Origin of the sequence: Pseudoalteromonas sp. MMG013 (assembly GCF_018100885.1) — a bacterium.
Classification (GTDB): domain Bacteria; phylum Pseudomonadota; class Gammaproteobacteria; order Enterobacterales; family Alteromonadaceae; genus Pseudoalteromonas; species Pseudoalteromonas aurantia.
Map to the genome: position 1 here is coordinate 34,172 of NZ_JAGJEE010000029.1, position 26,976 is coordinate 61,147.

The 26,976-nt window shown below is 41.0% G+C and carries 24 protein-coding genes and 1 pseudogene; 11 read left to right on the forward strand and 14 right to left on the reverse strand.

What is annotated here, in order from left to right:
• Positions 1–9: 9 nt before the first annotated feature.
• The 3 genes from J8L98_RS19565 to J8L98_RS19575 all read right to left on the reverse strand — a co-directional run bounded on the left by J8L98_RS19565 (position 10) and on the right by J8L98_RS19575 (position 2,332).
• Positions 10–450: a winged helix-turn-helix domain-containing protein gene (locus tag J8L98_RS19565; RefSeq protein WP_247682628.1), complete on the reverse strand. Its 441-nt coding sequence runs from the start codon at positions 448–450 to the stop codon at positions 10–12.
• Positions 451–634: 184 nt separating this feature from the next.
• Positions 635–910: a SelT/SelW/SelH family protein gene (locus tag J8L98_RS19570; RefSeq protein ID WP_192509597.1), complete on the reverse strand. Its 276-nt coding sequence runs from the start codon at positions 908–910 to the stop codon at positions 635–637.
• Between the two features lie 795 nt (positions 911–1,705).
• Positions 1,706–2,332, reverse strand: coding sequence for an arylesterase (locus tag J8L98_RS19575; protein WP_210997814.1), 627 nt, complete (start codon positions 2,330–2,332; stop codon positions 1,706–1,708).
• Here J8L98_RS19575 and J8L98_RS19580 point away from each other — a divergent pair.
• The 9 genes from J8L98_RS19580 (at position 2,331) to J8L98_RS19620 (ending at position 11,734) form a co-directional block, all read left to right on the forward strand.
• On the forward strand, positions 2,331–3,044 hold the full coding sequence (locus J8L98_RS19580) for an ATP-binding cassette domain-containing protein (protein WP_192509600.1): 714 nt from the start codon (positions 2,331–2,333) through the stop codon (positions 3,042–3,044). The two genes, J8L98_RS19575 and J8L98_RS19580, sit on opposite strands and share 2 nt — an antisense overlap.
• On the forward strand, positions 3,034–5,535 hold the full coding sequence (locus J8L98_RS19585; RefSeq protein ID WP_210997815.1) for an FtsX-like permease family protein: 2,502 nt from the start codon (positions 3,034–3,036) through the stop codon (positions 5,533–5,535). Before J8L98_RS19580 ends, J8L98_RS19585 begins: the two co-directional genes overlap by 11 nt.
• 281 nt (positions 5,536–5,816) lie before the next feature.
• Complete coding sequence (locus tag J8L98_RS19590; RefSeq protein WP_210997816.1) at positions 5,817–7,007, forward strand: porin; 1,191 nt, start codon at positions 5,817–5,819, stop codon at positions 7,005–7,007.
• A gap of 10 nt (positions 7,008–7,017) precedes the next feature.
• On the forward strand, positions 7,018–7,422 hold the full coding sequence (locus J8L98_RS19595; RefSeq protein ID WP_192509603.1) for a phosphate ABC transporter substrate-binding protein: 405 nt from the start codon (positions 7,018–7,020) through the stop codon (positions 7,420–7,422).
• Positions 7,423–7,531: 109 nt separating this feature from the next.
• Entirely contained in the window at positions 7,532–7,984 is a 453-nt protein-coding gene (locus J8L98_RS19600; RefSeq protein WP_210997817.1) for a GNAT family N-acetyltransferase, read from the forward strand.
• 115 nt (positions 7,985–8,099) lie between these two features.
• On the forward strand, positions 8,100–8,786 hold the full coding sequence (locus J8L98_RS19605) for a hypothetical protein (RefSeq protein ID WP_210997818.1): 687 nt from the start codon (positions 8,100–8,102) through the stop codon (positions 8,784–8,786).
• Complete coding sequence (locus J8L98_RS19610; RefSeq protein WP_210997819.1) at positions 8,771–8,962, forward strand: BBE domain-containing protein; 192 nt, start codon at positions 8,771–8,773, stop codon at positions 8,960–8,962. Before J8L98_RS19605 ends, J8L98_RS19610 begins: the two co-directional genes overlap by 16 nt.
• 98 nt (positions 8,963–9,060) lie before the next feature.
• Positions 9,061–10,104, forward strand: a complete 1,044-nt coding sequence (locus tag J8L98_RS19615) for a PLP-dependent cysteine synthase family protein (protein WP_192509607.1) — start codon at positions 9,061–9,063, stop codon at positions 10,102–10,104.
• Positions 10,105–10,303: 199 nt separating this feature from the next.
• Entirely contained in the window at positions 10,304–11,734 is a 1,431-nt protein-coding gene (locus J8L98_RS19620) for an EAL domain-containing protein (protein WP_210997820.1), read from the forward strand.
• A gap of 178 nt (positions 11,735–11,912) precedes the next feature.
• On the opposite strand, the gene J8L98_RS19625 is transcribed toward J8L98_RS19620, so the two are convergent.
• Positions 11,913–12,836, reverse strand: coding sequence for a bile acid:sodium symporter family protein (locus tag J8L98_RS19625; RefSeq protein ID WP_210997821.1), 924 nt, complete (start codon positions 12,834–12,836; stop codon positions 11,913–11,915).
• An 877-nt stretch (positions 12,837–13,713) separates the two neighbouring features.
• On the opposite strand from J8L98_RS19625, the gene J8L98_RS19630 reads away from it, so the two are divergent.
• A complete protein-coding gene (locus J8L98_RS19630; RefSeq protein ID WP_247682629.1) occupies positions 13,714–16,848 on the forward strand; it encodes a M43 family zinc metalloprotease in 3,135 nt (1,044 codons plus the stop codon).
• Between the two features lie 138 nt (positions 16,849–16,986).
• Here the strand turns inward: J8L98_RS19630 and J8L98_RS19635 are convergent, their stop codons facing one another.
• The 9 genes from J8L98_RS19635 to J8L98_RS19675 all read right to left on the reverse strand — a co-directional run bounded on the left by J8L98_RS19635 (position 16,987) and on the right by J8L98_RS19675 (position 25,504).
• Complete coding sequence (locus J8L98_RS19635; RefSeq protein ID WP_210997823.1) at positions 16,987–17,901, reverse strand: hypothetical protein; 915 nt, start codon at positions 17,899–17,901, stop codon at positions 16,987–16,989.
• 9 nt (positions 17,902–17,910) lie between these two features.
• Positions 17,911–18,726, reverse strand: coding sequence for a hypothetical protein (locus J8L98_RS19640; RefSeq protein ID WP_210997824.1), 816 nt, complete (start codon positions 18,724–18,726; stop codon positions 17,911–17,913).
• 25 nt (positions 18,727–18,751) lie between these two features.
• Positions 18,752–19,732, reverse strand: coding sequence for a hypothetical protein (locus tag J8L98_RS19645; protein WP_210997825.1), 981 nt, complete (start codon positions 19,730–19,732; stop codon positions 18,752–18,754).
• Positions 19,733–19,837: 105 nt separating this feature from the next.
• Positions 19,838–20,110: a RebB family R body protein gene (locus tag J8L98_RS19650; RefSeq protein WP_010366567.1), complete on the reverse strand. Its 273-nt coding sequence runs from the start codon at positions 20,108–20,110 to the stop codon at positions 19,838–19,840.
• 526 nt (positions 20,111–20,636) lie between these two features.
• Positions 20,637–22,022: an ATP-binding protein gene (locus tag J8L98_RS19655; RefSeq protein ID WP_210997826.1), complete on the reverse strand. Its 1,386-nt coding sequence runs from the start codon at positions 22,020–22,022 to the stop codon at positions 20,637–20,639.
• A gap of 95 nt (positions 22,023–22,117) precedes the next feature.
• Positions 22,118–22,510: a LysM domain-containing protein gene (locus tag J8L98_RS19660; protein WP_210997827.1), complete on the reverse strand. Its 393-nt coding sequence runs from the start codon at positions 22,508–22,510 to the stop codon at positions 22,118–22,120.
• Positions 22,511–22,574: 64 nt separating this feature from the next.
• Positions 22,575–23,282, reverse strand: a complete 708-nt coding sequence (locus J8L98_RS19665) for a hypothetical protein (RefSeq protein ID WP_210997828.1) — start codon at positions 23,280–23,282, stop codon at positions 22,575–22,577.
• 217 nt (positions 23,283–23,499) lie between these two features.
• Positions 23,500–24,342, reverse strand: coding sequence for a glycosyl hydrolase family 18 protein (locus J8L98_RS19670; protein WP_210997829.1), 843 nt, complete (start codon positions 24,340–24,342; stop codon positions 23,500–23,502).
• 637 nt (positions 24,343–24,979) lie between these two features.
• Entirely contained in the window at positions 24,980–25,504 is a 525-nt protein-coding gene (locus J8L98_RS19675; RefSeq protein ID WP_210997830.1) for a hypothetical protein, read from the reverse strand.
• Positions 25,505–25,785: 281 nt separating this feature from the next.
• Between J8L98_RS19675 and J8L98_RS19680 the strand changes: the two genes are divergently transcribed.
• The gene (locus J8L98_RS19680; protein ID WP_210997831.1) at positions 25,786–26,313 is read left to right on the forward strand and encodes a hypothetical protein; all 528 of its coding nucleotides are present in this window, start codon (positions 25,786–25,788) and stop codon (positions 26,311–26,313) included.
• A gap of 473 nt (positions 26,314–26,786) precedes the next feature.
• Here J8L98_RS19680 and J8L98_RS24940 read toward each other — a convergent pair.
• Positions 26,787–26,976 (reverse strand): annotated as a pseudogene (locus tag J8L98_RS24940) (transposase); the annotation flags it as partial.

A 26,976-nucleotide genomic window follows, 5' to 3' on the forward strand; every position in this document is an offset into this window, starting at 1 on the left:
GCTACAAAACTAGTAGCCGAACTTTTGTTGTATTTTACCTAATGCACGTTTGAACCAAGGTAAATTATCAGCGTTGTTTGATGTAGGCTCACTAGTAACATGTGAAGATGTTGCTTCAGGCGTATGGTTCGGTTTGTCACTGTTTGCTTGTTGATTTACCGACTCTAATGGTAATTGCCATTGATAGCCTTTGCGAGAAAAAGTCTTTACTGCGTCATCCCCAAACAGGGCTCTGAGGTGTCCAATACTTTGGAATACCATTTGATCAGAGACGGTTTTCTCTGGCCACACCTTTTTTAGTAATTCGGCTTTACTGTGCACTTTGTCTGTATCGAGTAGTAATATCGCGAGCATTTGCGCATGCTTTTCTTTAATGGAAAACTTTTTACCAGCATTAAAAAGCGTGAGCGTATCGCAATCAAACTCAAAATCATTAAATCTGAATTTCATGATATTTTTCATACCCCAATTGGGACGTACCTGTTTTTATTTTTTTGCAAGCATAACATATTCATTACAAAATCGGGATGTAATCGTTAAAAGTTATTTATATAACTGAAGATAAATCATATTAAGTGCATTGAATTACTACTAAAGGCAGATATGCTGTTGCTTTTTAAGCACTTTATGGTTGTTACGTATCTATGTGCCCCAGAGACCTCGATGGGTCTAATTGATCACGCACACGGCGCTTGAGTATTTTCGCCTCAGGAAATCCTTCATCTAACTCCCTGCACCAAATCAGTGTGTTATTGTAATATATTTTAAAGGTTCCTTTGCTCGCGGGTGACAGTGATACTTCAGCTAAATCATCAGAGAATGTAGAAAGAAGCTCTTGAGCCAGCCAACCGCTACGAAGTAGCCACTGGCATAACACACAATATTGAATTGTTATTTTAGGTTTGTGCAATGAGTTCAGCCTTATTCTTACGATGCATAGAGGGGAAATTACCTGATGCGTAGGTAAATGAAAAGTTTTATCGCAGTTTATGAGCAGGAGACAGGTCAAGTTTAGATTAAATCTCTAGCAAAAGTATTTTTTTGTACATTGCTCTTGAAAACAAATAAATCACCCACAGTAATGTTTTAAGCTTATGGAAATAGTGAACATTGAGTTTAGGGAAACAAGGATTTGGAATTCCATTAATTTTTTTGTTGTGTAGTTGATTTTTATTTGGTATATTCCTCCTCTTGATTTTAATAATCATTGTTGTAATGTCCTTTCTTACCCTGATCCAGTAAGCCAGCATTAAAAAACGAAAGCTGAATTATTGTACGGCGACCAAAAGCAAGACTCGAAATCTCGTTGCTAAAGTAAAGTCCTCTTGAACATGTTTACATGTTGGAATATCGTCAAAACTGTAGTGAAGCTTATATTAAATTAATCCAGTATAGAGTCTGGATACAAATTATTGTGAGTTTTCTATGTCATATGAATATAACGGATCTATGATCCAAATCGCACATCCAGTGCAATCTATTTCTGTAAATAAAAGTACCGTAATTTATGCGGACAGGACAGGAATGAAAAATACTCGGTTCGCCACAACAGGTGATGCCCGAAGTTTTATTAAATGGCTTACTGCAAAGCATTAAGCCATGTATGCTCAGTATTCACAAAGTGCTTGTCTTTTTTAATTAAGAAAGGGCTTTGTGTTTACTAAACCTTCTTATCTTTGCGATTTCTCGCCTTTCCTGTAAAGGTTTACTTCGAACTTGCTAGCCATTTATCTATTTCTGTGTACATAAAATCACGAATAATGGGTTGTGCCTTGGCATTTGGATGTAAATTATCATTTTGCATCAGAGAGTTATCGACAGCGATTGAAGTCATAAAGTACGGCATTAAATATGTATTTGTTTGCTCTGCCACAGACTGATAGCTTTCGGTAAACATACGGGTATATCGCGGCCCCAAATTCGGCGGAATTTGAATCTCCATTAGCGCTACTTTGGCACCTGATAGATGACTCTTTTCGACTAATTGCGTGAGATGCTTTTTTAGTATCTTAATTGGAAAGCCCCGAATCCCATCATTACCACCGAGTTCAATTAAAACGTGACTTGGTTTATGTGTTTGTAGCCAGGCGTCAATTTTGAGTAAGGCATTGTCTGTTGTCTGTCCACTAATGGCCGTATTGATTATTTCGATCGGTTTTTTTTCTGCTGCGTATTTATTTTGTAACAAATAAACCCATGCTTGGGCTTGTTTCAAGCCGTAGCCTGCGCTTAAGCTGTCACCAATGAGCATTATTTTGTCTTTTGCGACGCTAGTAAATGGAAGCAGCGTTAAGATAAATAACACCGTAAACTTTAGGAAAAAACGAGTCATGTCAGTACTTTCTCAATTAAATATAATTCAAGTCGCAGGGTTAACCAAACGAGTGAGTACCCTCGAAGGGGACCTTACTATCCTTAGCGAAATTAATTTTTCTGTCAAGTCTGGGGAGTCAGTTGCTATTGTAGGAGCATCAGGCTCAGGTAAGTCAACGCTACTGAGTTTATTAGCTGGGTTGGATATTGCGACTGACGGCGACATACACCTTGATGGTGATGCTTTAAGTACATTAGATGAAGAAGCACGGGCTCAAGTTAGGGCGCAAAAGGTAGGATTTGTGTTTCAATCGTTTATGTTGGTGCAAAGTCTTACCGCATTAGAAAATGTGATGCTTCCGGCAGAGCTCGCTGGTGATGTTAATGCCAAGGAGCAAGCGATTGCGTTACTTGAGAAGGTGGGGTTGTCTCATAGATTGGCACATTACCCCTCTCAACTTTCGGGGGGAGAGCAACAAAGGGTGGCCATAGCTCGTGCTTTTATTGGTGAACCAAAGATTCTATTTGCGGATGAACCCTCTGCAAATTTAGATAGCAAAAATGGCCAGCTAATTGAAAAACTATTGTTTGATTTGAATAAACAAAATGGAACCACATTAATTTTAGTGACGCATGATGAACACCTTGCGCAGAGTTGCCAACGTGTGATTCATATTGAAGGAGGCAAGTTAGAGCAGATCAGTGAAGGGGGAGCGGTTAATGTGGGTTAAATTAGCATTTAAATTGTTTGCTCGAGAGCTTCGTCGTGGTGAGTTGACGATTATATTTGCGGCAATTGCTTTGGCGGTTTTAACCGTATTTAGTTTGTCCTCAGTCACTGAACGAATAGGTTTAAATATTGAGAAAAAAACCAGTGACTTCATTGCTGCAGATCGCAGACTATCTAGTAACCATGCTTTTACTGACAATTATATTAATGAAGCCAATCAACAAGGGTTAGAAACGGCGTCACTGTTATTTTTTGACTCAATGCTATTTGCAAATGATGAGCTAGTTTTGGGATCAGTGAAAGCGGTCACTGAGCAGTATCCATTACGAGGCATGGTGGAAATAAAAGACACGTTAGAGAGTGTGGGTTATGAAATTCGTGGTGGGCCTAAAAGTGGTAATATTTGGCTCAGTGAAGGGCTGTTTTATACCTTGAACGTGAATGTTGGTGACACAGTTGAGCTTGGAGCTGGTCAATTTACCATTAGCAAAGTCTTGGTCAGTGAACCTGATGCGCCGTTTTTTTCACTCGCTGGTAATAAACGCGTATTGTTAAACTATGCCGACATTGCCAGTACAAAAGCCGTTCAAGTTGGCAGTAGGGTATTTCACCGTTTGTTGTTTGCGGGTACTGACGCACAGTTGTCTGACTATTATTTATGGCTAAAGCCACAATTGAAAGAAAATCAAAATTGGGAAGGGGTAAAAGATCGCCAATCACCATTAGGTGAAAACTTGGCGCGTGCGGAGCGATTTTTATTATTGGCTGGCTTGTTCGGTATTATGCTCGCGGCAGTGGCAATGGCTGTCTCTGCAAAACGTTATTGTGAAAGGCAATATGACCCTGTAGCAATGATGAAAACACTCGGAGGAGGCCGAGTTGTAATACGCAAAATATTTTTAACGCATCTCGCATTAGTGACGAGTGTTTCAATTATTATCGGGTTGAGCATCGGCTTTGTATTGCAGTACTTCGGTGCAAATTACCTAGCACAGTTTATGGGGGCGGAGTTACCTAGTGCAGGCATAAAGCCATGGTTATTGTCGGCATTTATAGGTATGACTTGCGCTTTAATGTTTTCATTAAAACCTTTGCTTGATTTGTTCGATATTCCACCTCTGAGGGTCTTGCGCCGAAATTTAGGCGACCGCTTAGCGATAAGCCGTATTCATATGGCATCATCTTTGTTCACTATTTTTTTATTAATGTGGCTATTCAGCGGTGAAATAGTAATTACACTTATTTTGTTTGGATCTAGCTTATTGGTAATTGGAGTATTATTTGGTATTTCTAGGGCGCTTTTCTCATTTGGGAGAAAGTTAGGTTTAAGCCCAGGGTCAAGTTGGTCACTGGCAATTGCAACCTTACAAAAGCGGGCGAACGCCAATGCGGTGCAGCTCATTAGTTTCGCTTTGGCGATTAAGCTGATGTTATTTTTAGTGGTTCTAAAAAATGACATGATTTCAGATTGGGAAATGCAAGTGCCAGCTGACGCACCAAACGCATTTTTCATCAATATTGCTGAGCAGGATATTGAACCAATTACCACTTTTTTCAATGACAATAATATAACCCATGAAGCATTTTACCCCGTATTTAATGCACGGGTTAATGCCATTAATGGCGAAGAGCTTGCACGTCGAGTATCAAAGCAAGAGGGAGAAGAGCGCGATGAAGATGCTCGAGAGGGCGTTAGCCGAGAACCAAATTTAACATGGCTGTCAGAAATCCCTGAAGGCAATGAAGTGATTGAAGGTGAGTGGTTTAGTAATGGTGATGACATTGAAGTGTCGGTATTTGAAGGCTGGAAAGAAGTACTCGATCTAGAATTGGGTGATACGATCTCATTTTTGGCTAATGAACGGCGTTTTGATGCGAAAGTGACCAGTTTTAGAAGTGTCGATTGGGGTACGTTGAAGCCTAACTTTGTCATGATATTAAGCCCAAATATGGCAGGTAAAACGCCGGTAACTTATTTCAGTGCCGCTAAATTGGAAGCACAGCATAATAAAGGTGTGAGTCAATTGCTGCAGCGTCATCCAACGATGAGTATGATAGATATTAAGAGTCGCTTGGAGCAAGCACAATCAATCATCGCGCAGGTGTCGCTTGCGATAGGGTTTGTATTGTCGATTGTATTAGTCAGTGGTGCACTGGTCTTGATCTCTCAAGTTCAGGCCAGTTTAGCTGAACGTATGCAAGAAGTGGTGATTCTAAGAACCTTAGGGGCTAGAGGGCGCTTAATTAAGCTGGCGACACTGTATGAATTTGTATTGCTGGGAGCTATTGCTGGATTTGTTGCTGCCCTTGTGAGTGATGTGGCGTTATTGCTTATTCAGCAGCAGCTTTTTGATGTTGCTGGGCGGTTACATTGGTATATATGGCTTTTAGGGCCAATCAGTGGTGCCGCGTTTGTTGCGACAATCGGATATTTTATGGTGGCAAATACAATGCGGCAAAATACGCAAGGATTATTGAGGAATTTATCTTAAATTGAGGCAAGTATTTTATTTATATTAAGGCCACATTTAAGTGGCCTTTTTATTGCATGAATAATCATTACCTCTCACGCTTGGGCCCTTGCGAATAAGGAGTGAGCATCGGCATCCGTACTCAGTGGCTGTTAAGTTAAGTACCTATTTAAGTTATTAATCATATGCTTATATTCTTCAGTTAAGTTTTTTATAACCATCAAATAAATCAATAAAGTGGATTCTAGCGTCTATACTCACATTGAAATCAACGTAAAATTTATTAAGTATGGAATGATGCTATGAAGAAACGACTACTCGCTGCTGTTGTTAGTTTGGCTTGTATTAGTCTAAATGTACAAGCTGAAATTAGGATTAATGGTTTTGCATCCATTGTTGCTGGTCAAACGTTAGATGACAATACGACATTGTATGGTTATGACGATGATATTTCTTATAAAAATGAGAGTATGTTTGCATTACAACTGTCGTCTGACTTACAAGATAGACTGAGTGCCACAGCACAAATTGTTGCTCGAGGTAACGAAGATTTTGACGCCGAATTTGAATGGGCTTATGTGAGTTATCAAATCAATGATGACTTAAAAGTGAGTGGTGGAAAAATGCGGATCCCATTCTATCGCTATTCCGATTTTCTAGATGTTGGATATGCTTATCGCTGGGTGAGGCCTCCTCAATCTGTTTATAACTTTGCTTTTTCAACATATGAAGGCTTAAACCTATTACACTCGACCACATTGGGCGATTGGGACTCGACAACTCAGCTTATATACGGTTCATTCTCGGGTAGGGTCCCCTCTGCAGCGGGGGCGACTCCAGAACAAGTTGAGTTGAATGACTTAGCGGGTATAAATTGGACTATATCCTATGACTGGTTTAGTGCAAGAGCTGCTTACATCGTTGCTGAAACGACAATCAGTGCCTCTAGTGTTGTCGGCTTAACCGCGGCTCTAAATGGATATGGCTTGAATAATCAAGCAAATAGTTTGCTAATCAGTGAAGATGATGGCGCGTTTTTTGGTTTAGGGTTTTCTATCGATTACGATAATTTTCTGTTTGATGCAGAGTATACCGAAATAGAAGTTGAGAATAGCTTATTGCCAGATCAAACACAGTATTATGCATCCGTTGGGTATCGAATAGATGACTGGACCGTGCATTTAACTTACGAAAATAACGATGATGAGCATGATTCTAATCGGTTAAATACAGTACCGGCTTCCATTTCTGGGCCGAATGGAACAGTTATTCCCGTGTCACTAGATCCAACGAATGCAAATTCACCATTATTACGAGATGTCACTAACCAAGTTTTGTTGGGAGCTAAGCAGGAGAGCAGTACTGTGAGCGTAGGTGCTCGCTATGATTTTCACCCTTCAGCTGCGCTTAAAGTTGATTTAAGCCGTTATAATGATGATATCACTGATCAAGATATAGATGTGTTGGCAGTGGCGATAGATTTAGTATTTTAAGGAGTGAACAATGAAAAGCCAAATTGCTTTATGTTTATTTATGAGTGCCTTTTATGTCAATGCTGAGGTTGCTGTAATCGTGAACGCCAGTAATGGCAATAGTTTAGATAAAAGTGCGATATCAAAAATATATTTAGGAAAATCGAAATCTTATGCTGATGGGACTAAAGTGAAAGCTGTAGCTCAAACGGGTACATCTGTTGCAAAAGCATTTACGCAAAATGTGGTTGGCAAGTCGAATAGTCAGTTTAAGGCTTATTGGTCTAAGTTGATTTTTACGGGCAAAGGCACGCCACCAAACCCATTAAGTAATGACCAAGCCGTCATTGATTTTGTTATGAATAATCCAGAAGGTATTGGCTATATAGATAGCGCTAAAGTGACAGATAAAGTAAAAGTGGTTGGTAAATTTTAGCTCAACTATATTTTTAAATATAAAAGGCACCACTAAGGTGCTTTTTATGTTTATCGGGCATAAAAAACGTATTTTAATATTCAAAGTGAATTAAATAATGGGTATTAACATGATTTTTCGGGTTGCAACATTAGAAGACTTATTTCGATTGGAGCAGTTTGAACAAGCGGTAGTTGAAGCTGAAAGACCATTCAATGACGCCTTGAAAGCGCAACAAGCACGCTATTATGACTTACCTTTTCTTATCGCCGATAGCCAAACTTATTTACTGGTCGTAGAACACCAAGCAACTATCATCGCGACCGGTTATGTTCAAATTCGCACTTCAAAGCAATCGGTTTTACATGAAAAGTATGGTTATTTAGGGTTTATGTATGTTGTACCAGAGCATCGTGGAAAGGGGTTAAATAAAGCGGTTATTGAACATTTGATTGATTGGTCAAAATCAAAAGGGATATGTGATTTTTATTTGGATGTGTATAGCGAGAATGTCTCAGCGATTAAGGCATATGAAAAGCTTGGTCTAAGGAGTTCACTGGTGGAAATGAAATTGCATTTATAAAGGCAATAAAAGGGTTTTTATGCGTGCACTTGTTAATGCGTACTAAAGTGGCATTTGTTCTAATCGTGAACCGATATATAGTTAATACCATGTAAATATTGAAGATTGAATGTATATGCAGGGTGCAGAAGCCGAGCTGTTTAAAGCCCTTTACGTGGCATGTATTGCTGCATTGTTACAACGTTATGCGCATTTTTTCGCGATAAACCGCGGTGAAAATAATAAGTACAATGGACTACATACGTCATTTACATTGAATAAAAAAGTAGGTCCAGCCAGCTCGCTGGATTTAATGATCACTTATAGCGGTGATACGCCAGCATTAATTGACGATTTTATTATCGCTATTTTTGATGAGCCACAACTACGAGCTGCAGAAGTGAGTTTCGCGCCACACCGAGAAGCTTCTCGCAGCTTAGTGCCAAACTCTCTAAATGCGCCACAGCCTTTAGGGAGTTATTTAACGATTCCATGGTGGATGGCAGTAACTGTCGGTGGTGGTGGAGCTGGTGGCGCAAGGGCCAAGTACAAATCCGCGTATATGAATGATGTTTTTCCTGAACATCAAATAGACACTCTTTGGGAAATGCTCACTGCTGATGGTTTTATAAACCCTGCAGCGGCGGTACAAATATCGTCTTATGGTGGGAAAATAAATACTATTGGGAAATATGATACGGCCGTATCGCACCGTGATTCTATTTTAAAATTACAATATCAAGCGTACTGGTTTTCACTTTTCATGATGACTATAATATTGACTGGATGCGTAAGCTTTACACTCGAATGTACGGTGCATTAGGGCCTGTCTCAGATGGAGTGATGGATGGGTGTTATGTGAATTACCCTGACGTTGATTTAGATAATTGGCAAGTGCTCTATTACAAGGATAATTATCCTCGCCTACAGCGGATCAAAGCTCAGCTAGACCCAAAAAATAGATTACATCATACTCAGTCAATTGAAGGACACGTTTAATTCAAAGAGGCTTAATATTCAGCGTGAACTTTTGCACTGGCATCAAAAAGATGCCAGTCTTAGAGCACTATTGATGTGAATGAGTTCGGGAGTAAATTATGAATCGACAGTGGATAAATTGGGCGATTAAAACAATTGAAGCAGACTACACTCGCTCTGCAGACACCCACCTGATTAGATTAGACTTAAAAAGCCATCCTAATATACTTATTTACTTAAAAGATGAGAGCACGCACCCAACGGGTTCTTTAAAGCACCGTCTAGCACGTTCATTATTTTTATATGCGTTATGTAATGGGAAAATAAATGAGGATACCCCCATCATAGAGTCATCCTCAGGGAGTACAGCAGTATCAGAAGCTTATTTTGCTAAGCTATTGGGTTTACCGTTTATTGCTGTCGTACCTAAGTCCACGGCGCGGGAAAAAATAAAGCAAATTGAGTTTTATAATGGACAATGTCATTTAGTTGAACAAACCGATCAGATCTACGCCGTCTCAAGGGAGCTTGCTGAGCAAATGGGAGGGTTTTATATGGACCAATTCACGTTCGCGGAGCGGGCTACTGATTGGCGGGGAAATAATAACATTGCGCAAAGTATTTTTAAGCAAATGGCAGATGAGCCTTTTAGTATACCGAGCTGGATAGTGATGAGCCCAGGTACAGGGGGGACTTCCGCGACGCTAGGTCGATATATACGTTTTCAGCAATACGAGACAGAACTCATGGTTGTTGATCCTGAGCATTCTGTTTTTTATGATTATTATCAGACACAAGATGTGACCTTGACGCATCATTGTGGCAGTAAAATAGAAGGGATAGGTCGTCCCAGAGTTGAGCCTTCTTTTATACCTGGTGTAGTCGATGAAATGCTCAAAGTACCGGATCAAGCAAGTATTGCAGCGATGCATTGGCTGAGTGCACAGCTAGGGCGTAAGGTGGGGCCTTCATCAGGGACGAACATATGGGGCGTATTGCATCTTGCTGATAGGATGAAACGTCAAGGAGAAACGGGAGCCATTGTGTCATTGATTTGCGACAGTGGTGAGCGCTACCTAAATACCTACTACAATGACCAGTGGGTTACGGAGAATATTGGAAACGGACATCATCATAATGATTATTTAGCACAGTTTTTTTAGTCATTTAGCCTCTGCGGAAATTGTTGAATATACATCAGATGACTCAACAATATTTAACAAGTAGGGTGCTTAACCGACCGGCTAACAAAGTGCCGCGCCGATGAAGTAATTATTCTGACAAGTTTCTATAATAAACACATACTTTCTTCACTTTTGTATTGTTTAATGCGAGAAAATTTTTCGCATTAAAGGATACACCATGAATAATCTATTTTTATTACTGGCAGTTGGTGTGGCTGTGGTCAGTAGTGTGGCTTTAGTACGGATGAGTACTTTACGGAAAAAAGATCAAAAAGCATTACGAGAAATTAAAAAAGCAAAATCGGCGCTGAGCAAAAAGATTTTCTATCACGGTGATAGTGATATTCCAAACTACCGTCAATTTATGCAAAAGCTGCTCAAAGTTGAGCGAAAGTTTACTCGGTACCACATATCTTTGATTAAGTTAGGTAAACAACCTGTTTTTGATGACATAGATGAACAGTTAGCGTCTTTCTCTGAGTTGTTTAATACGATTAGTAAGTCTTGTGAGCCTTTTGCATTAGCCTTATACGATTCTGAATATATGTTGATGGCATTTGTCACTCAAGGTACAGGGGCAAATACGCAAGAAGCCATAGAAAAGCAAAAAGACATATTACATAAACTACCCGAACAGGTGTTAATCAGTGGTACCAAGGTACCTATTGACTATGCGATATCATCGTTAAGTTTGACGGGATATTCGGCGATTTACGGTATGGACAAAGTGCAACGTAGGTTAACTTATTCGATGGATCACGCATTGGAGAGTGAAGATGGCACTTTTTTTCATAATGAGCAATTGTATAAAGCTGAAATGTATAAAAAGCATGTGCTTAGAAAGCTCACGAGCAGCATCTCGTTTAATCCAGATGATTTTTACTTGGTGTTTCAGCCAATGTACATTCCGAGTGATCTGGACAAACCCAAACGCTATGAAGCGTTGATCCGCTGGAAAAATCATAAAAACCTTGGACCAAAAACTTTTATCCCGATGCTTAAGAGTCAACCCGGTTTACAAGAGGGAATGACGGAGATTGTGCTTAACCAAGTGTTTTCTTTGCTCAAAGTCCAGCTAGATAGCAAAAAGGATCTGACGCCCATTCATGTCAATATTACTAAGCAAGAGCTAAACACTGAGCACTTATTTGGTCATCTTAAACAATTACTAAAAGGTGCCCCATCAATTGCGAGCTTTATTGTTTTTGAGGTTGAGCAAAATGATACTTTGACAGAAAGCGAATTGATTAAAAGCAATATGCGCAAAATTATCAATTTAGGGTGTCGATTTTCAATCGACAATTTTGGCAATGATAGAAAGAGTTATCAACTTCTCAGTAATGGTTACTACAAAACAATAAAAGTAGACAAGTCTTATATAGGCGAAGTACGTGACAGGCACGCCACCTCTAAATCGCTTGAACAGATCATGTCGACGGCGAAGCGCTCTAAACTGACCGTCATTGTAGAGGGCGTTGAAAATCGATATCAGTTAGATTATATAAAAAGTTTTGAAAATGCCATGTTGCAGGGTTATTACATTAGCGCCCCTTTGAGTGCACATGACTATCTATCAGTGGAAAGTAAACAGTCAGTTACATTAAGTTGATAAAGGACTTTTAACGTATCGCTTATTATTCAATCTAACCGAGAGGACAGACTTAAGTTACTGTATCTGCTGTTTAAAGTCGTGTTTAATTATCATGCTTTACGTTGAACTAACTTGTTATAAAGGTAAGACGGTGCAATATAACTCAGTCTTACCTAGGTGGCCTATGCGACTGCCGCTATTTCTTCGTTATATTAGGCACTGCTGACTTTTGCCATATGCTCGCAAGCAATGACCCACTGACATTATGCCATATTGAAAATAAAGAACCGGCGACAGCTGCGCTGGGAGTAAAGAACTTCATTGCCAAAGCAACCGCTAAGCCAGAGTTTTGCATTCCGACTTCAAAGGCGATGGTTCGGCAAACTTGTTCATCACACCCAAGGCGCTTAGGTACAAAATATCCGAGCAGTAGTCCAATCCCATTATGTAAGATCACCGCAAGCATAATGACCAGACCCGTACTTTCTAATTTGGCTTGATTCAGTGCCACCACAATGGCAATGATGAAGACAATTGCGCCCATCGATAGCATTGGTAATGCCGGTAAGCTCTTCGTGATGAGCTTATTGCAGTATAGGTTTAATATTACCCCCAATGTGACGGGGAGCAACACAATTTTGAATAAGCTAACGAGCATATTTATGATTGGAATATTGACCAGTTCGCCAATAAGGAGCGTGGTTAGTACCGGCGTAAGTATGACACCTATCAAGGTGCTGATGGCTGTCATGGTGATTGATAAAGCAACATCACCTTTAGCGAGATAACACAACACGTTGCTTGCGGTACCACCCGCTACGGTGCCAACTAATACGAGCCCTATCAATGATTGGGTGTCGAAATTCATGCCCTTTGCCAGTAAGAATGCCAAAATAGGCATGACGGAAAATTGCAGTAAGATGCCGATAAAAATTGCTTTTTTATTCTCTGTGGCACGCAAAAAATCTTTGGGTGTCAGTGTGAGCCCCATGGTGAGCATGATCACCATGAGTAGAGGAATAATCATACTTTTCAGATCAACAAAGTAGATAGGAAATACAAATGCGAACGCTGAAAATAAGATTGCCCATAGCGGGAATAATTGTACGGTGATAGCCATTGATTTTAAGATTTAAATTAAGTGTGATCAGATACTATCCTGAATTTTTAACCTTTACGAGTTACATGGCTTTTAGTAAGTAACCTCAGGTTTGGATAAGGGTTTTGGAATAGAAAATGTTTTGTAAGTAAACTTACGTACAATCCAATGATGATATCTTGTTCAATATCAAGGAGCTTTTATGCAGTAATAGCGGGCTATTGCAAATGAAAGCAACGCCGAGAGTGAGAAAAATAGCTTTATTGGGCAAATTCGCTTATCCAGAGCTGAGGTTAAGTAACGACATGAGCGTACGATGCCACATAAATGTGTCTCACTCCCCTTTGAGTGTGAGTACAAAGTTATGGCTGAGCTGATGTTACATCTAAGGTCGTGTGAGTGATAGGTCTACTTGTTATAGGTTTCCATGCTCCGTACTGTACTGAATATAAGTTCTAGAACCAATAGCTTATGCATTACTTTCACTTTATTTCGGCCTTTCACCCATAGATTATTCCGTTTTTCAGATTCTTCTTTGTAAATTAATTCTTCATCAAATGTTCATGTTAAGTAAATTTAAATGCAAAAATATAAATTATATTGTATACAAAGGTGGTTTTGTATTGTAGTTTTAATAAACAAGCTGACAGTTTGAAGTCGTATTTGCTTGTGTTGTTTTTCTGTTTACAGATTCAAAAAATGTATTTTTACTTTTCAAAGTATTGAGTTTGAAATGTCAAAATGCGCAGCGAATATAAAAATAAAGTCGTCAACTATATGGCGACACAACAACATGTAAAGATACTCACAGGAGAGAATCATGCTATTTAATTTTAGGGGTTTATGCAGCCTAAGTAGGCAAAATATACACGGGCATAATTATAAAAAAAGCTACCTTATGATGTTACTAGCAGGTATGTCGTCGACTTCAGCCTTTGCCGGTGAAATAGTAGAGTCTAAGTCATTTCAAAATCTGACGGCGCAGTCGCAAAGCAGTGTGTCACTTGAGTCTAGTGCGTTTCATAAAGCGAGCTCAGGGCAGATTTGTGGTACAGATACGAACTTGCAAGACTGGAACGTATTACAAAAAGAGAATGCACGTCAAGCATTACTCCCTAGTAGTTTGACAAGCCAAATACAACAACGTATGGCACAAGCATCAGATGAAGCAGCAGCCAACGGTAATGGCGTGGCTGGACGTTACTATATTCCCGTTGTTGTACATGTATACGGCGATAGATACAACTGTGAGACCGGCACATATTGTTTAACTGAGCAAAAAATCATTGATGGTTTAAATAAAACCAATGAAGACTTTAGAGGGTTGATCACGGATGATGGCCCTATTGCAGCTCAGTTTCAGGCAATCCGAGAAAATCTAGATATTGAATTTGTTTTAGCCAAGAAAGATCCCAGTGGCAATGCCACCAATGGCATCGTGCGCCATGCAGAGAAAGCTGGATATGGGGATGGTGAGAAAGCCGACGCGCAAATTGCAGCGGATGCATGGGACAACTTTAAATACATGAACATTTACATTCAGCATGACTTATATGCGGATGGCAAAACCAATAACTCAGGGGTGGCATGGTACCCTCAGGTCAGTATGTCGGAAGCTGGCTTAGCACGGGTGGTATACAATGGGGACTATGTTGGTGCAAACACCAATGAAAATTTCCGCTCAGTATTAACACATGAATTTGGTCACTTTTTAAACCTTCCTCATACTTTTGATGGTGAATGTACAGTACATTCACAGCCATTTTGTAGTGCTACGGGGGATGGTTCGTGTGATACACCGCAAATGAGCAGCAGCGTGTTGCAAGATAATGCGACAAACTGCTTAGGTGAGCCAACGAATACCGAAAACTTCATGCATTATTCAGACAACTACGCGATGTATACTCAAGATCAAGTTGAACGCATGACAGCAGCATTACACGGTTCAGCACGAGCGACGCTTTGGTCTAATAGTAATTTGATCGCAGTTGGCTTAGACGACTTAACCAGTAACGCCGATCACCCTTGGGATGGACTAGGTGGCAACCCAAAACCACAAGGTACTACGGTTCAAACATTTAATAATATATCAGCACAAAAAGGCGAAGTTGATAACTTTGAAATGTCGGTGCCAGCGGGCACTGAAGCAGTTGCATTTTATCTTGACGGGTACGATGAAGATCCTGACATGTATGTGTCTAAAGGCGCAGCCCCAACCAAAACTGGTGATAACTGGGATGCTGATTTCATCTCGTTTAGAAGTGCAGGCTCCCCTGAACTCGTGACGGTTTCTTCTCCTTCAAGTACAGAAACTTATCATGCAGCAGTCGATGCATTTTCCGCTTATTCTAATGCCACATTAAGCGTCATTACCGCCCAAGACAGTACATTGTGTAATGGCTGTGAGCGAGTATTTTTAACCGAAGTGAAAGACTTGGCGTCAGCCAAAGGAGCACCGGTAAAAACGTATCAATATCAAATACCGGCAGATGCAGTACGCACCGTTGCGGTTATGCCTGGTGGTTATGAAGGTGATCCCGATGCTTATATGAGTATGAATGCGACACCCGATAAAACCACGTATGATTGTGGGCCTTTCAGCGCGCCGCGTCTAAGTGAGTACTGTGAGTTTGGTGCTGGTGGCGGTACACTCAATATTATGATTGACCCATTTTTAGAATATAGCGGTGCTTCACTGGTCGTTTATTATGAACGAGGTGCGGCATCTGGACTGCCAATCGCTGAGGCGAATGGGGATTATTCAGCACTGATAGGTCAAGATATTACATTTAGCAGCACAGGCTCGAATGACAGTGATGGCTCAATCACGTCATATTTATGGGCTTTTGGTGATGGTGCCACTTCTACGCTTGCGAATCCAACACATAGCTACCAATCAGCGGGTAACTATAGTGCCTCGTTACAGGTGACAGATAATGATGGTAACACCGCAACGGATGCGGCTAATGTCACAATTACTGCGAGCAATCAAGCTCCGGTGGCGAATGCCAATGGGCCTTACTCGGTTGAGCTTGGCAAAGCCATTACGTTCAGCAGTGCTGGTTCATCTGACCCTGATGGTTCCATTTCCGCTTATGCATGGGAGTTTGGTGATGGACAAACAAGCACCAGTGCTACTCCAACTCACACTTACGCAGCGGCTGGCAACTATAGCGCTACGCTTAAAGTGACTGACAACTTAGGACTGACAAACACGTCAACTGCACAAGTTACAGTGAGTGAGTCAAGCTATTGTGAAGCGTCAGGTAATACGCGCTATGAGTGGATTGCGAATGTGCAATCAGGCAGTTTTACGAACCCGTCTCAAGGTGTTGGTTACCAAGACTTTACCAGTAAAGTAATTGAGTTGACTGAAGGTAAGAATACGCTGACATTAACGCCAGGTGGTACTTACACTGAACATTGGACTGCATGGTTAGATAGTAATAATGATGGCACGTTCAGTGACAATGAAAAAGTACTCACTGGTGTGTCTGGTAAAGGCGCTGTCAGTGGTGAGCTGAGCGTTCCAGCAGGCTTAGTTGGCCAATCTTTAAGAATGCGCCTTGCTATGAAATATAGTAGCGCAGCAAACACCGCATGCGGCAATATTGGTGATGGTGAAGTAGAAGATTATACCGTATTGGTTAAAGCTGGAGGTACAACTCCACCAGTTTCACAAGTACCAAATGCCTGTTTGACACAATCGCCTATCACGGGTGGTCGTTTAGAAGCAGGCACAGCCAGTTGCTTAGGAGGCAATGGTACGCTTTGGTTAAGTATTGCTGATGTGTCTGCAGCACAAAGTGTAGCAATTACCACAGCGCATGGCCAAAGTAACTTAGAGATCTTATACAAAAATGGTGGCTGGCCAAGTGACACTGATAATGATGCGACATCAAACAGTGGTACGCAAACGGAGTGTATTTATATTCCGGCAGGGACTCAGCATTGGTCATATTTAAAAATTAACGGTGATGCGAGCAATACCAGCATTATTGTTGATTTTGATACGGCAGCTTGTCGTAAGTAACCCGAGTTTTATTTCCCCCCGACTAAAGCAGCGCGTAATGCGCTGCTTTTTTTATTTTTTTGCAGTGAATAATTTGGTTTAAATGATTGATTTTTATATTAAATGGTGATTTTATGCTTGTTGCGCTATTGAGAAACACTACAAGTTATCACTCAGTAAATACTGTTGCCAAGGCTGCACGATAAAAGGATATTCACCAGTCACATCAACGCGACAATACCAATATTGTAGTGCACCCGTATTGATCCCCTGGTATTTAAAAATCACATTGACGACAATACGGTCTCCACTGTTTAACATGTCAGTGTCTACACTGAGCAACTGATAACCACTGGGATTGGGTCCATCTGAACTTGAGTTATAGTATAACTTATAAGAATGATTATACACATCAACATTGTTATACAACACAAAGTTAAGCGCTCGCGTGTTATCTGTGTTGCCAGCAGAACTATCGAGGGCAGTAATTTCCCCAACAAGTTGCGTGAAATGTGTATTTGTGCTTTTTTCACCATGACACACTTGGCCATAGGGCATTACCGCTGTTGGCATAATCGCAGTGACGTGCATCTCGTATGCACCAGAGGCTACGCCAATCACGACAACTTGCCCATCAGTAGATGACTCGTTACGGCCCAGTGCTGAAATACACTGCGTAAGCAATTCATCGTTAGTCAGAATAAGTTTATATTGCTGTTCATTAAAGCGGTTATCTAGCACCCAATCCATCGCCCGTGCAATGTAGTTATTTTGCGGTTGACTGAGGCCTTTAAAGAGGGCTTGATACAATTGCGTATTCCGGTTTAAGCGTGCTAATGCAATATTATCATTCACGTTTTCAAGCATGGGTAATGGGTTAGATGACATGATGCTGTTTTGGTTTAGTTCTTTTTCTAAATTTAACGTAGGAAATTTAGCATTGATATTACCCACGCAATACACATATTGATTACTCATTGGTTGCGTCTCAAATTCAATTTTTTCGGTGAGTGCACGTTGTAACACCATTGGTTTTTTAAGGTGTTGATATATTGATTCATTCTTGTGATACATAAGTAACTCCTAGCTGCTTTTAGCAAAGGGGGCGAGCTTAGATGACACAAAAGGGTACGCGTTTGTCACATCAATATTACACGCAAATCGGGTGTCATTCGGATTAGAAAGAATAACCTCTATAATGGAGCGGTCATCATGCAATGACACATGTTGAAAATGCACGGCGTTGACGTTATCGATGATCTCATTTTGCGTTTGACTAGTATTGATTTGATCAAAATGCGTGACTAAATAATTGCTAGCGCGCTCCAAGTTTGATCGGCCTATATTGGGTTTTAATTGTGCTAACGCACCTTCTCTGGTTTTTTTTGGTGGACTTTTTGTACCGTCTACAGTATCAATTAAATGCTCGACCAGAACGCTAGGGAGCGCTTCTGAACCATGGCTGCCAGCCACAGAAATACGCTCGACTAACCCGACTAAAATAACCTCGTTTTTAGTTGACGCTTGGATCAGCGCATTTAATTGTGTGAGTGTTCTTGGGTATAACGTATATGTATCAACATTATTAATGGTAAATACCCAAGTTGCTTGTTGTGCGAGGTACAAAAAAGGGCGAATACGAAGATTCGGCTGCTCATTAGGCGACGTTACATAGTTAAAAATCTGATCAAAACTGGTAGTAGATTGCTTGGTAAATTCTGCGGCGGCCTCGTACTGTTTTTCTAAATCTATTGTTGCGAAATACGGCTTAACATAGCCTATTGCATACACGTGTCCATGGGGGTGTTCATGGTTACATTGCAGCGTTTCTTGAGTTTGGCTAGTTGTGTTGACCACATCTGGTTGAGCTGCATTGTGCGTCTCATCTGATAAATTCATTTTTTCGATCCTCAAAGAACAGTATTCATATCAAAGGCTGTACTGGGGTGAAAGCTTGGATAGCAGTATTAATAAAGGGGTACAAACCAGTCACATCTATCCGACAATAATAATAATGCTGCTTGTCTGAACTGTTCTCTTGATAGACGAATGTCATATCGACAATAGAGTGGCTTGACACAGAATCAAACATAGTCATATCAATACGTAACAATGATGCGCTTTGTGTCGTGTTTGATCCGGTTTGCATTTTATGGGTATGTTCATACATATCAGGGTAGCGAAATGCCACAAAATTACGCGCTCTATCGAAGGGGGTCACCCCCATATTTGGTGTAACCTCTAACTCTTTAATGACACCTTGGATCGCTGTGGTTTGCGCCGATGATACTTCCTTAATGGTACGGTGCAATTCATCCAAGGTCTGAGAGTAAATTTGTTCACAAACAACTTCAGGCAGGTTCAGACTATTGTCACTTATATAACTGGTACCAATCACACTGCTATAAACAGTCTCTAGTGTGTCGCTGGGTGCTTTAAGTGATGCGATAAATGAAGCTAGTACCTGCTGCGTTGCAGGCATGAGTAAATACTGATAATGCGCTTTTATAGAGAGTACCCATTGCACTTGTTCGGCAAGATATAAATATTTGTCACGATCTGTGTTGGCATTATTATTAGTAAATACCCCATAATAGTCTTGTTCATTAACGCCAAGGGTGCGGGCAGCGCTTAAAAATTGTTGCTTTATGCCTTTATTCGGAAAACGTACTTTTATTACACCAAGTGCGTAGATAAGATCTGAGTGCTGGCGTTGAATTATGGGGTCAAGACTTTCAAGCAGTTTATTGTCAGTCTCAGGCGTTTCGACAATTGGCGTTGCTTGCGCAGTTATAGCCATCGCATCGTTCGTTTTTGCGTTTATCTTGTCAGTATTTAAGTCAAGGGTTGTGTCGTTTTGTTCGATGTGGCTTTCAGTGGCTTCATCGGCATCTTTATCACTCATTTTTTCACCTTATTAATTGAGCCAAAGCACCGGCCTAGGCCAGTGCATTTTGCTTGTGCTATTGCTATTTAAAATGTCAGGGGGGGTATATTGAATTGTTAAAAATCAACCCGCACCTAATATGGTCTTTGTGGCTTCACCGGTACTGGCTGTGTCGATTGAATATAACGTCGTTACACCCATTGTGGTGGCAGCTTGCCCGGTAATGGCCATTTGTTGTTGTGCGGTGGTCGCATTATGCGCTGCATTCGCCAGTGCTTGAGATGTGGCTTGAAATAGGTTGCCCATTGACATAGCGGGTGCATCACCTAGTACTTTCACATTGGCTTGTGTAACAGCGTCGGTGATCTGATCATTAACTGAGGTTGGAAATGCCATAGTTGTTCCTTAATTATAATATGTGGTTACGTTAAAATTCAGGAGTAATTGTAGAGAGATTATGATGCTAAGTTTTGGATGAACTTACCGATTAGATGGTAAATAACGTGTTTTTTAAATCGTTATTTTTCACAGCTAAACTTGGTGACTCAAAAGAGGTAACATGCCAAAATTAGCCATGTTACCTCTGCTATTCATTTGATTAATGTCCGATTCACCAGTAATAAGTCAACCCATTTCATTCACACCTAGGTCATGCGAGTGAGCTAATTGACGCGTAAACGGCGCTAAAAATTATGTATGTTAAATAACTACATAGCGAGTTTTGCCGTGTTATCATGCCAATTACTTGTTGCATTTTCTGACCTTGTCTTTCATGCCGTGGGTATAGTCTCAAACCGATATAACGAGCTATGCCAATCGAGGTTACTTAGTGTTGGCATTTCCAACCTCAGTAGGACTTAGTCATTATAGAACTGATGGGTTTTACCAACTTGGTAAAAGTTACGATTAAGCGCATTTAGTCTTACCATCGAGGTTGGGTATGATGAGCTTGGGTCCGAGCGATGGCATCGTGTATGTCACGAGGGTGCACTTCAGATCGGCCTTGTGATAGTAACTTCAACGACACACATCGAATGATATTAACAATATCAGCGCCACTTAATGGGTATTGATCTGCGAGTTGCTGAAAGTTAATGTCTGGAGAAAGTCGGGTTTTTTCGCAAAATCCATTTTGCCACATACTTAAGCGCTGTGCGGGCTTGGGGGATTCAAAATGCACAATTGATTCAAAGCGTCTAAAAAAGGCATTATCAATATTGTCTTTAAAGTTAGACGCCAAAATGACAATGCCATTAAAGCGCTCGATACGTTGTAGTAAATACGCCACATTTTGGTTGGCAAATTGATCATTGGCAGAGTTTGATGCTTGCCGCTTACCAAATAACGCATCGGCTTCATCAAAAAATAATATCCAACGGCGATGCTCAGCCAAACTAAACACCTTTTCTAAGTTTTTTTCTGTTTCACCAATGTACTTTGAAGTCACCATCGATAAATCGATTTTATAAACAGCCATGTCGACCGCTTGCCCCAGCACGCTGGCTGTGAGCGTTTTTCCAGTGCCGGGTGGGCCATAAAATAAAGCGCGATATCCAGGGCGCAGTTGTTTGCCTATTTGCCATTCTGTGATGAGCGTTTCTCCATGCTTTACCCATTGAATGATGTCGTCTAGTTGGGTTTGAATTGACGTAGGTAAAACAAGGTCTTGCCACGTCATATTTGATTTGACAGGTGATGCAGCAAAGGTGCTGTCTGACTCAGGGGTATATGCCGTGGCGGTGGTCAGTGTTTGCACATACTCAGCGGTTAAGGCTAATGGTGCACTTAATAGGCTGGGGGCATGCCCATCGTCATAGTGTGATAAAACCCGCTTTAACAACGGGCTTGTGTGTAACGTTTTTAATACTTGGCATTGAGTCATCACGTCATTTCCACCCAGAATAAATGCGGCTGTGGCAGCGCTGGCGTATAGGGTTGCGTCACGCTCAACCATACCAAACTCAGTAAAAGGGCGGTTTGTTTGTTCATTTATACTTAATAGCACATCAAAGAGGGAGGGGTTGATCACAGGGGTTAATGCCAAAATGATCAGGAGCCGCTCTAAGGTACTAAGTTTATTAGATTCAATGAAGTGACCATAGGAAGACAGCGCAGACGTGAATTCTGCAGGTTCAATAATGTGCCATTCAGTTGCGTGCTCACTTTGCTCAAAATAGTGCGTTATGCGCGTGTGGAGTAGCTGTTTTAACCAGCTACATTCTTGCGTTAAATCACGTGCATTATGTGAAAGCGCGCTTGTCTTTTGACAGGCCTCAGACCTTAAACGGTTTTTATGGGTTTGCCACATAGGTGTGTCCTTATAAGTCATATCACAGACGATGGACATAGCGTATAAAAAAACGAGAGGGTTCTCTTGGCAAAGAAGCGGTGTTTATTGGTATATCATGGTATGGCTGTTACATCATGTAATGCCGGTGAGTAGGGGATTGATAAAACTTGGTCGATCTTTAACTTACTCAGATCTAATAACGCTTTGTGTTTACTTATGGCGTAATTGTGATCAATTAAGTCGAGTACCGTGAGTGATGCTGCATTGGCTAACCCCTCGCAAATTGAGGTGACTGAATCGCCGATACGAGTTTGGTATATAAAGTGCCCACCCGCGCAACAATAGGGTATTTTGAGTAAAGTGCGCTCTGATAAAAACGCGACGTTCACTTGTGGATTAGCTTTGATAACCTCTTTGGCTTTAACCCCCGCACTGGCTCTAATTGAAATCGTGATCAGTGCAAGCGTGTCACCTGGTTGAACGGTATATTTGAGTACAGTATGCATAAAGAATACTCTAAGTTAAGAGCAGGTTTGGTATGGCTTGCCTGCTCGTATATGAAAGGGAGTATTATTGAATAGCCCAATAAATCGGGTATGAGCCAGCATTGTCACCAATGGTAATAGTGCGTATTTGGGGGTTGCTGCTAGATTGCTCAAATGGTGTATAAGTAGACTCCAGTACTCGGCCATTTGTTTGCTGTTGTTGCTGCACTTCGTTGCCTAATATTCCCACGGAGTAACCAGATTGAAAAATCTGCTGTTCTACAGCCTGAATTTGGCCTGAACCTGAACTACTCTCCGTGCTTGTCAATTGTAACCAAACAGTCGTGCCGATTGGGATCGCCGCTTCACTGAGTAGATTAAGTACACTGGTAGCGATATCAGATGGAGCTGTTTGTCCAGTGCCAGCACCAATTTTGCTTGCGTCTTGATGATATACAGGCATTAAAGCAAGCCCGTAACCATGTTTGTCATTTGCACCGGTGATTCGATTGGTTTCTTGCGCCGTCAGCGGTATTGTGCTTGGCCCAGAACCTTTGGCAGTTGGGGGAGATTGAGTCGTTGGTGCGTTAAGACTGCGTATACAAAAGTTATAACCTTCACTTTTATACTTATCTGCAATGCTCGGCTTCATCGTACCATTGTATATAATCCCTTTTGCGTGAGGGTGTGCAACCTCAGCATAAGTTAACTGTGGAACGGGTGGATTAACTATTTTGACTAAGGTGGGGTTTTCCGTCGTACCTTTATTATCACCAGTGGTTGAGCTGCTCATAAAAAATCCTATTTTCTTGAATGTTGTTGATCTGAAGGTGAAAAACCAAATAAATTGGTTGAATTAACTATAAAAGAGGGGGGTTTTACCAACTTGGTAAAAGTGGGGTTTAAATTGGTATATTCTACTTTAATGGAGAATTCTTTAACTCTTATTTGAGCTCTGTCGCAACATAGGCCACTAAAAGCGGCCTATATTCAACAAATCATGTGTTGGTTTAGCTATCCAGCGATTGTGCAATGGCTTTGATCCAATCACCATTGTGGTCACTTGAGAACTGCCAATTCATAATGCCGCCAAGGCTAGATTGTTGTTGGATAGGTTTAATCACTTCATTGATGATTGTTTGCACTGGCATATACCCAGAACCCGCATCGTTCTGCGTGACAGGAAAGCCAGCAATAACCTTCTCTGGAGACATATTAGGTAGCTTTGTATAATTCAAATATGAGCTAACAATTTGGTCAGGGTTGGCACTCCATGGCGGGTTGTTGTAAAACTGCACATTTAACCAGTCAATCTCTTGTCCCATCTGCTCTACCACTTCAACATAACCTGCCATGTACCCGCCCTGCTCCAAATAAGGAGGTTGAGGTGCATGAGAAATGATGTAGTCAGGGCTTGGGAGTCGTTTTCTGAGCTCCTGAGTCAAAGAAATCAAAAATTGTGCGCCGTCGTATCCTGCTTGACCTGTGAACGCGGCGGTATCTTCATAATCTATATCCACGCCATCTAACTGATTATTTTTCACAAAGCTTGCCAGCGAGTCAGCCAGCTTGGCTGTGTCCTCTGACAACGAACGGTAGGCGTTGGAACCCATGGTGCCGCCACCAAATGAGATCAATACTTTCTGCCTCTTGTGTTGCATTGCTTTTATGGCCTCAATGGTATTATTCGTGAAGCTAGATTCCGTTGCAGCAATGGCACCACTTAATACTAAATTGAACGGGTTGTTAGACGAAGAAGACAGGAATGCCAGATTCACCACATCATATGGCAGTTCGCTGGCATTAATGAGCGGGATCGCGCCCGAGTTATAATAGGTAATGGTTTTAGACATCATAGTTCCTTATATCTATTTGACTGAAAATGAGGTTACGTAATTAACCTCAGCTCTGGATAAGCGAATTTGCCCAATAAAGCTATTTTTCTCACTCTCGGCGTTGCTTTCATTTGTAATAGCCCGCTATTACTGCATAAAAGCGCCTTGAGATTGAGCAAAATATCATCATTGGATTATACGTATGTTTGTTTTCAAAACATTTTCTATTCCAAAACCCTTATCCAAACCTGAGGTTAATTAGCTTAGCTACACCCGGCCTACCTGACTTGGTAAAAGTAACGATGCTCAGCATGCTGAGGATTAAATGCCCCCTTTGGCTTAAAGTGATTTTTAATCATCATAGACGGGAATACGTTATCGTCTAAAAATCTAGCTCAGTGAGTAGATATTTAACCTGAACTCAGGCTAAGAGATTTACTTAATGATTTATAATAATAAAGTTATTTTTATTTTAGTATTACAAGCAATTACACTATTGCAAGTACTCACTCACTTACTCACTTAATTAATAGAGGTTGGCTTTTTATAGCACTTTGTTTGTTGTGGTTTTTGATTGGGGGATCACAAGGACGGCCGAATTGTGCAGCTATCCTTGTTGTGCTGCCTTAGCGTCAAACAAGCGCTGTACTTTGAGTTAATTAAGGTGTTCTTTAAGTTGATGTAAACGCCTTTCATATTCACCCATAATATTGTGTACTATCCAGCTGGCGATCACGCCACTGCCAACATGTGCCGCCCGAATTGCCTGATATTCTGGGTAAGTATGTTGTAGCCACTCAACACCTGCGCTGATTGTACCGCCAACGGCAAGCCCCAGTAGACTGGCATATTTGCTATAAAAGCTTCGCGCAGAATCCATCGCTTCTTTGGCAATGGGCAGATCTGACGTTTTCAGTTCATCCAACCCAAAGTTTAAAATCCTATTTGCGATGATAACATCATCTCGTTGTGGGTTCGTAAATCCGGGGAAAAACGCCAGTAACTTGGCAATTAATGCCAGTGCAGTGGTTTTTTGTGTGGTGAAAATATTGAGACTCGCCGTAGCCTGAGGTTGCACCTTTTCTGGTTGAAGTGCGATGGCGGGTTGATATTGTTCCGAATTGTCCAAGTCTGTTTGCTCGGCGTCATTTGTATTTATTTGCGAATGTAACGTATCCATAACTTATCCTATTCAGTTTTTTAGCAGGTTGAGTTATGAGTAACTTAATCGGTAACTTGTCGCAGGGCTTGGTATTTTCTATGTTTATGAGACTCTCAAAAACCATTAACCAAAGTGGTTGTACAATAAAAAGACAGGCGATTTTTGTTTTTTAAACCACAAAAACAACCAAAAATATACCTGTTTTTACCAAGATGAAACTATCAACGCGCTCTAAATTATTGACTGGACGGTTTCAACGCTTTGCAAACAGCAAAGCCTACTTAATAAAGGTTTGAAATATGTATGTACATGTAGATAAATCAAAAAGGAATGTATTGAGCCCAAGTATGCATTCTTCCAACAACAAGCAAAATACCAAACCCAAACCTATTCAAAGAATGGCAGGGCTCGCAGGTTTGTTTGGTCTAGATCAATGGCTGCCAATAGGTGCACCAAACCCCACTAGAGCTGATTTTCAGAATTTACTGCATGGTGGCAGAATCGAGGCTGAACAGTTAATGGCGGTGATCCCCGCGGGATTACAAAATACTTTTGATATTGGGCCAAGAGCACAAAGAGGCTTTAAATTTGAATGGGGGGATTGGCAGGTTCACGGGCATGAAGCTGATGCAGGCGCTCAAGCAGGCCATGTTGGGGGCGCAGGCTGGGTTGTGCGCATACGAAATGGCAATCAATGGCTTTTATCTGAGCCGTTGGTCAGCGTTCATCCCGTTGATCACGTTAATTATTTTGCGCCGAGAACCTGGGCACCAGCCAATGGTCCGTTTGCAAGAGAACATTCACATATTCCATTGGATTTCGGCTAATGGATTTACCTAAATTTGAGGCCTACCAAAACTAATAGTCTTTAAACTGGCCTCTCTTTCTATGGTTTTATGTGTTGCTAGATGGTCACGTTACATTGGTTTGTGCAGCACTTTTCAACCAGCCTCTGAGCCATAACCCGATAAAATACCAATTAACTGGGTTTTAATACCAATTGCCATCACCTCAGTAAATTTATAGTAAACACACCTGATAAATTATCACCCTAGATAAGTGTGTTTTGGTGACCTCACAAGTGCGTGGTTTGTGCCATTTGCCAACATAAAAACATCCGTGAGCCCATGCATATTTGCTAACAGATACAGGTTAAATGAGTTACAGACAAGAGAAACAAACCCGAATTCAAGTTCCAAGTGCACCACGTATAAAAACTAGATAAAAATAAGACACTTCTAACAAAGAGACAAGAGAAACAAAGACACCCATTCTAAATTGATTGTTCCTGTAATAGATTGATGCGTCTTTTAATGATCGTGAAATCTGATTCTTCGGGAGGATTTACGATTCTTGCTCGTATTGGATTTAAATCAACGTATACCAAACAAGCGGTGAGTGCAGTTATCTTCAAAATTAGTTTTACGCGCAATAGCTTCGTTGAGTACTCGCATGAACCAGCGGATATCCATTATTCGATTACGAAACAC

Excerpts from the sequence above, each read along its gene's own strand:
- J8L98_RS19565 (WP_247682628.1), bottom strand. The coding sequence starts at position 450 with ATGAAATTCAGATTTAATGATTTTGAGTTTGATTGCGATACGCTCACG.
- J8L98_RS19580 (WP_192509600.1), top strand. The coding sequence starts at position 2,331 with ATGTCAGTACTTTCTCAATTAAATATAATTCAAGTCGCAGGGTTAACC.
- J8L98_RS19575 (WP_210997814.1), bottom strand. The coding sequence starts at position 2,332 with ATGACTCGTTTTTTCCTAAAGTTTACGGTGTTATTTATCTTAACGCTG.
- J8L98_RS19585 (WP_210997815.1), top strand. The coding sequence starts at position 3,034 with ATGTGGGTTAAATTAGCATTTAAATTGTTTGCTCGAGAGCTTCGTCGT.
- J8L98_RS19590 (WP_210997816.1), top strand. The coding sequence starts at position 5,817 with ATGAAGAAACGACTACTCGCTGCTGTTGTTAGTTTGGCTTGTATTAGT.
- J8L98_RS19595 (WP_192509603.1), top strand. The coding sequence starts at position 7,018 with ATGAAAAGCCAAATTGCTTTATGTTTATTTATGAGTGCCTTTTATGTC.
- J8L98_RS19600 (WP_210997817.1), top strand. The coding sequence starts at position 7,532 with ATGATTTTTCGGGTTGCAACATTAGAAGACTTATTTCGATTGGAGCAG.
- J8L98_RS19605 (WP_210997818.1), top strand. The coding sequence starts at position 8,100 with ATGCAGGGTGCAGAAGCCGAGCTGTTTAAAGCCCTTTACGTGGCATGT.
- J8L98_RS19610 (WP_210997819.1), top strand. The coding sequence starts at position 8,771 with ATGTACGGTGCATTAGGGCCTGTCTCAGATGGAGTGATGGATGGGTGT.
- J8L98_RS19615 (WP_192509607.1), top strand. The coding sequence starts at position 9,061 with ATGAATCGACAGTGGATAAATTGGGCGATTAAAACAATTGAAGCAGAC.
- J8L98_RS19620 (WP_210997820.1), top strand. The coding sequence starts at position 10,304 with ATGAATAATCTATTTTTATTACTGGCAGTTGGTGTGGCTGTGGTCAGT.
- J8L98_RS19625 (WP_210997821.1), bottom strand. The coding sequence starts at position 12,836 with ATGGCTATCACCGTACAATTATTCCCGCTATGGGCAATCTTATTTTCA.
- J8L98_RS19630 (WP_247682629.1), top strand. The coding sequence starts at position 13,714 with ATGATGTTACTAGCAGGTATGTCGTCGACTTCAGCCTTTGCCGGTGAA.
- J8L98_RS19635 (WP_210997823.1), bottom strand. The coding sequence starts at position 17,901 with ATGTATCACAAGAATGAATCAATATATCAACACCTTAAAAAACCAATG.
- J8L98_RS19640 (WP_210997824.1), bottom strand. The coding sequence starts at position 18,726 with ATGAATTTATCAGATGAGACGCACAATGCAGCTCAACCAGATGTGGTC.
- J8L98_RS19645 (WP_210997825.1), bottom strand. The coding sequence starts at position 19,732 with ATGAGTGATAAAGATGCCGATGAAGCCACTGAAAGCCACATCGAACAA.
- J8L98_RS19650 (WP_010366567.1), bottom strand. The coding sequence starts at position 20,110 with ATGGCATTTCCAACCTCAGTTAATGATCAGATCACCGACGCTGTTACA.
- J8L98_RS19655 (WP_210997826.1), bottom strand. The coding sequence starts at position 22,022 with ATGTGGCAAACCCATAAAAACCGTTTAAGGTCTGAGGCCTGTCAAAAG.
- J8L98_RS19660 (WP_210997827.1), bottom strand. The coding sequence starts at position 22,510 with ATGCATACTGTACTCAAATATACCGTTCAACCAGGTGACACGCTTGCA.
- J8L98_RS19665 (WP_210997828.1), bottom strand. The coding sequence starts at position 23,282 with ATGAGCAGCTCAACCACTGGTGATAATAAAGGTACGACGGAAAACCCC.
- J8L98_RS19670 (WP_210997829.1), bottom strand. The coding sequence starts at position 24,342 with ATGTCTAAAACCATTACCTATTATAACTCGGGCGCGATCCCGCTCATT.
- J8L98_RS19675 (WP_210997830.1), bottom strand. The coding sequence starts at position 25,504 with ATGGATACGTTACATTCGCAAATAAATACAAATGACGCCGAGCAAACA.
- J8L98_RS19680 (WP_210997831.1), top strand. The coding sequence starts at position 25,786 with ATGTATGTACATGTAGATAAATCAAAAAGGAATGTATTGAGCCCAAGT.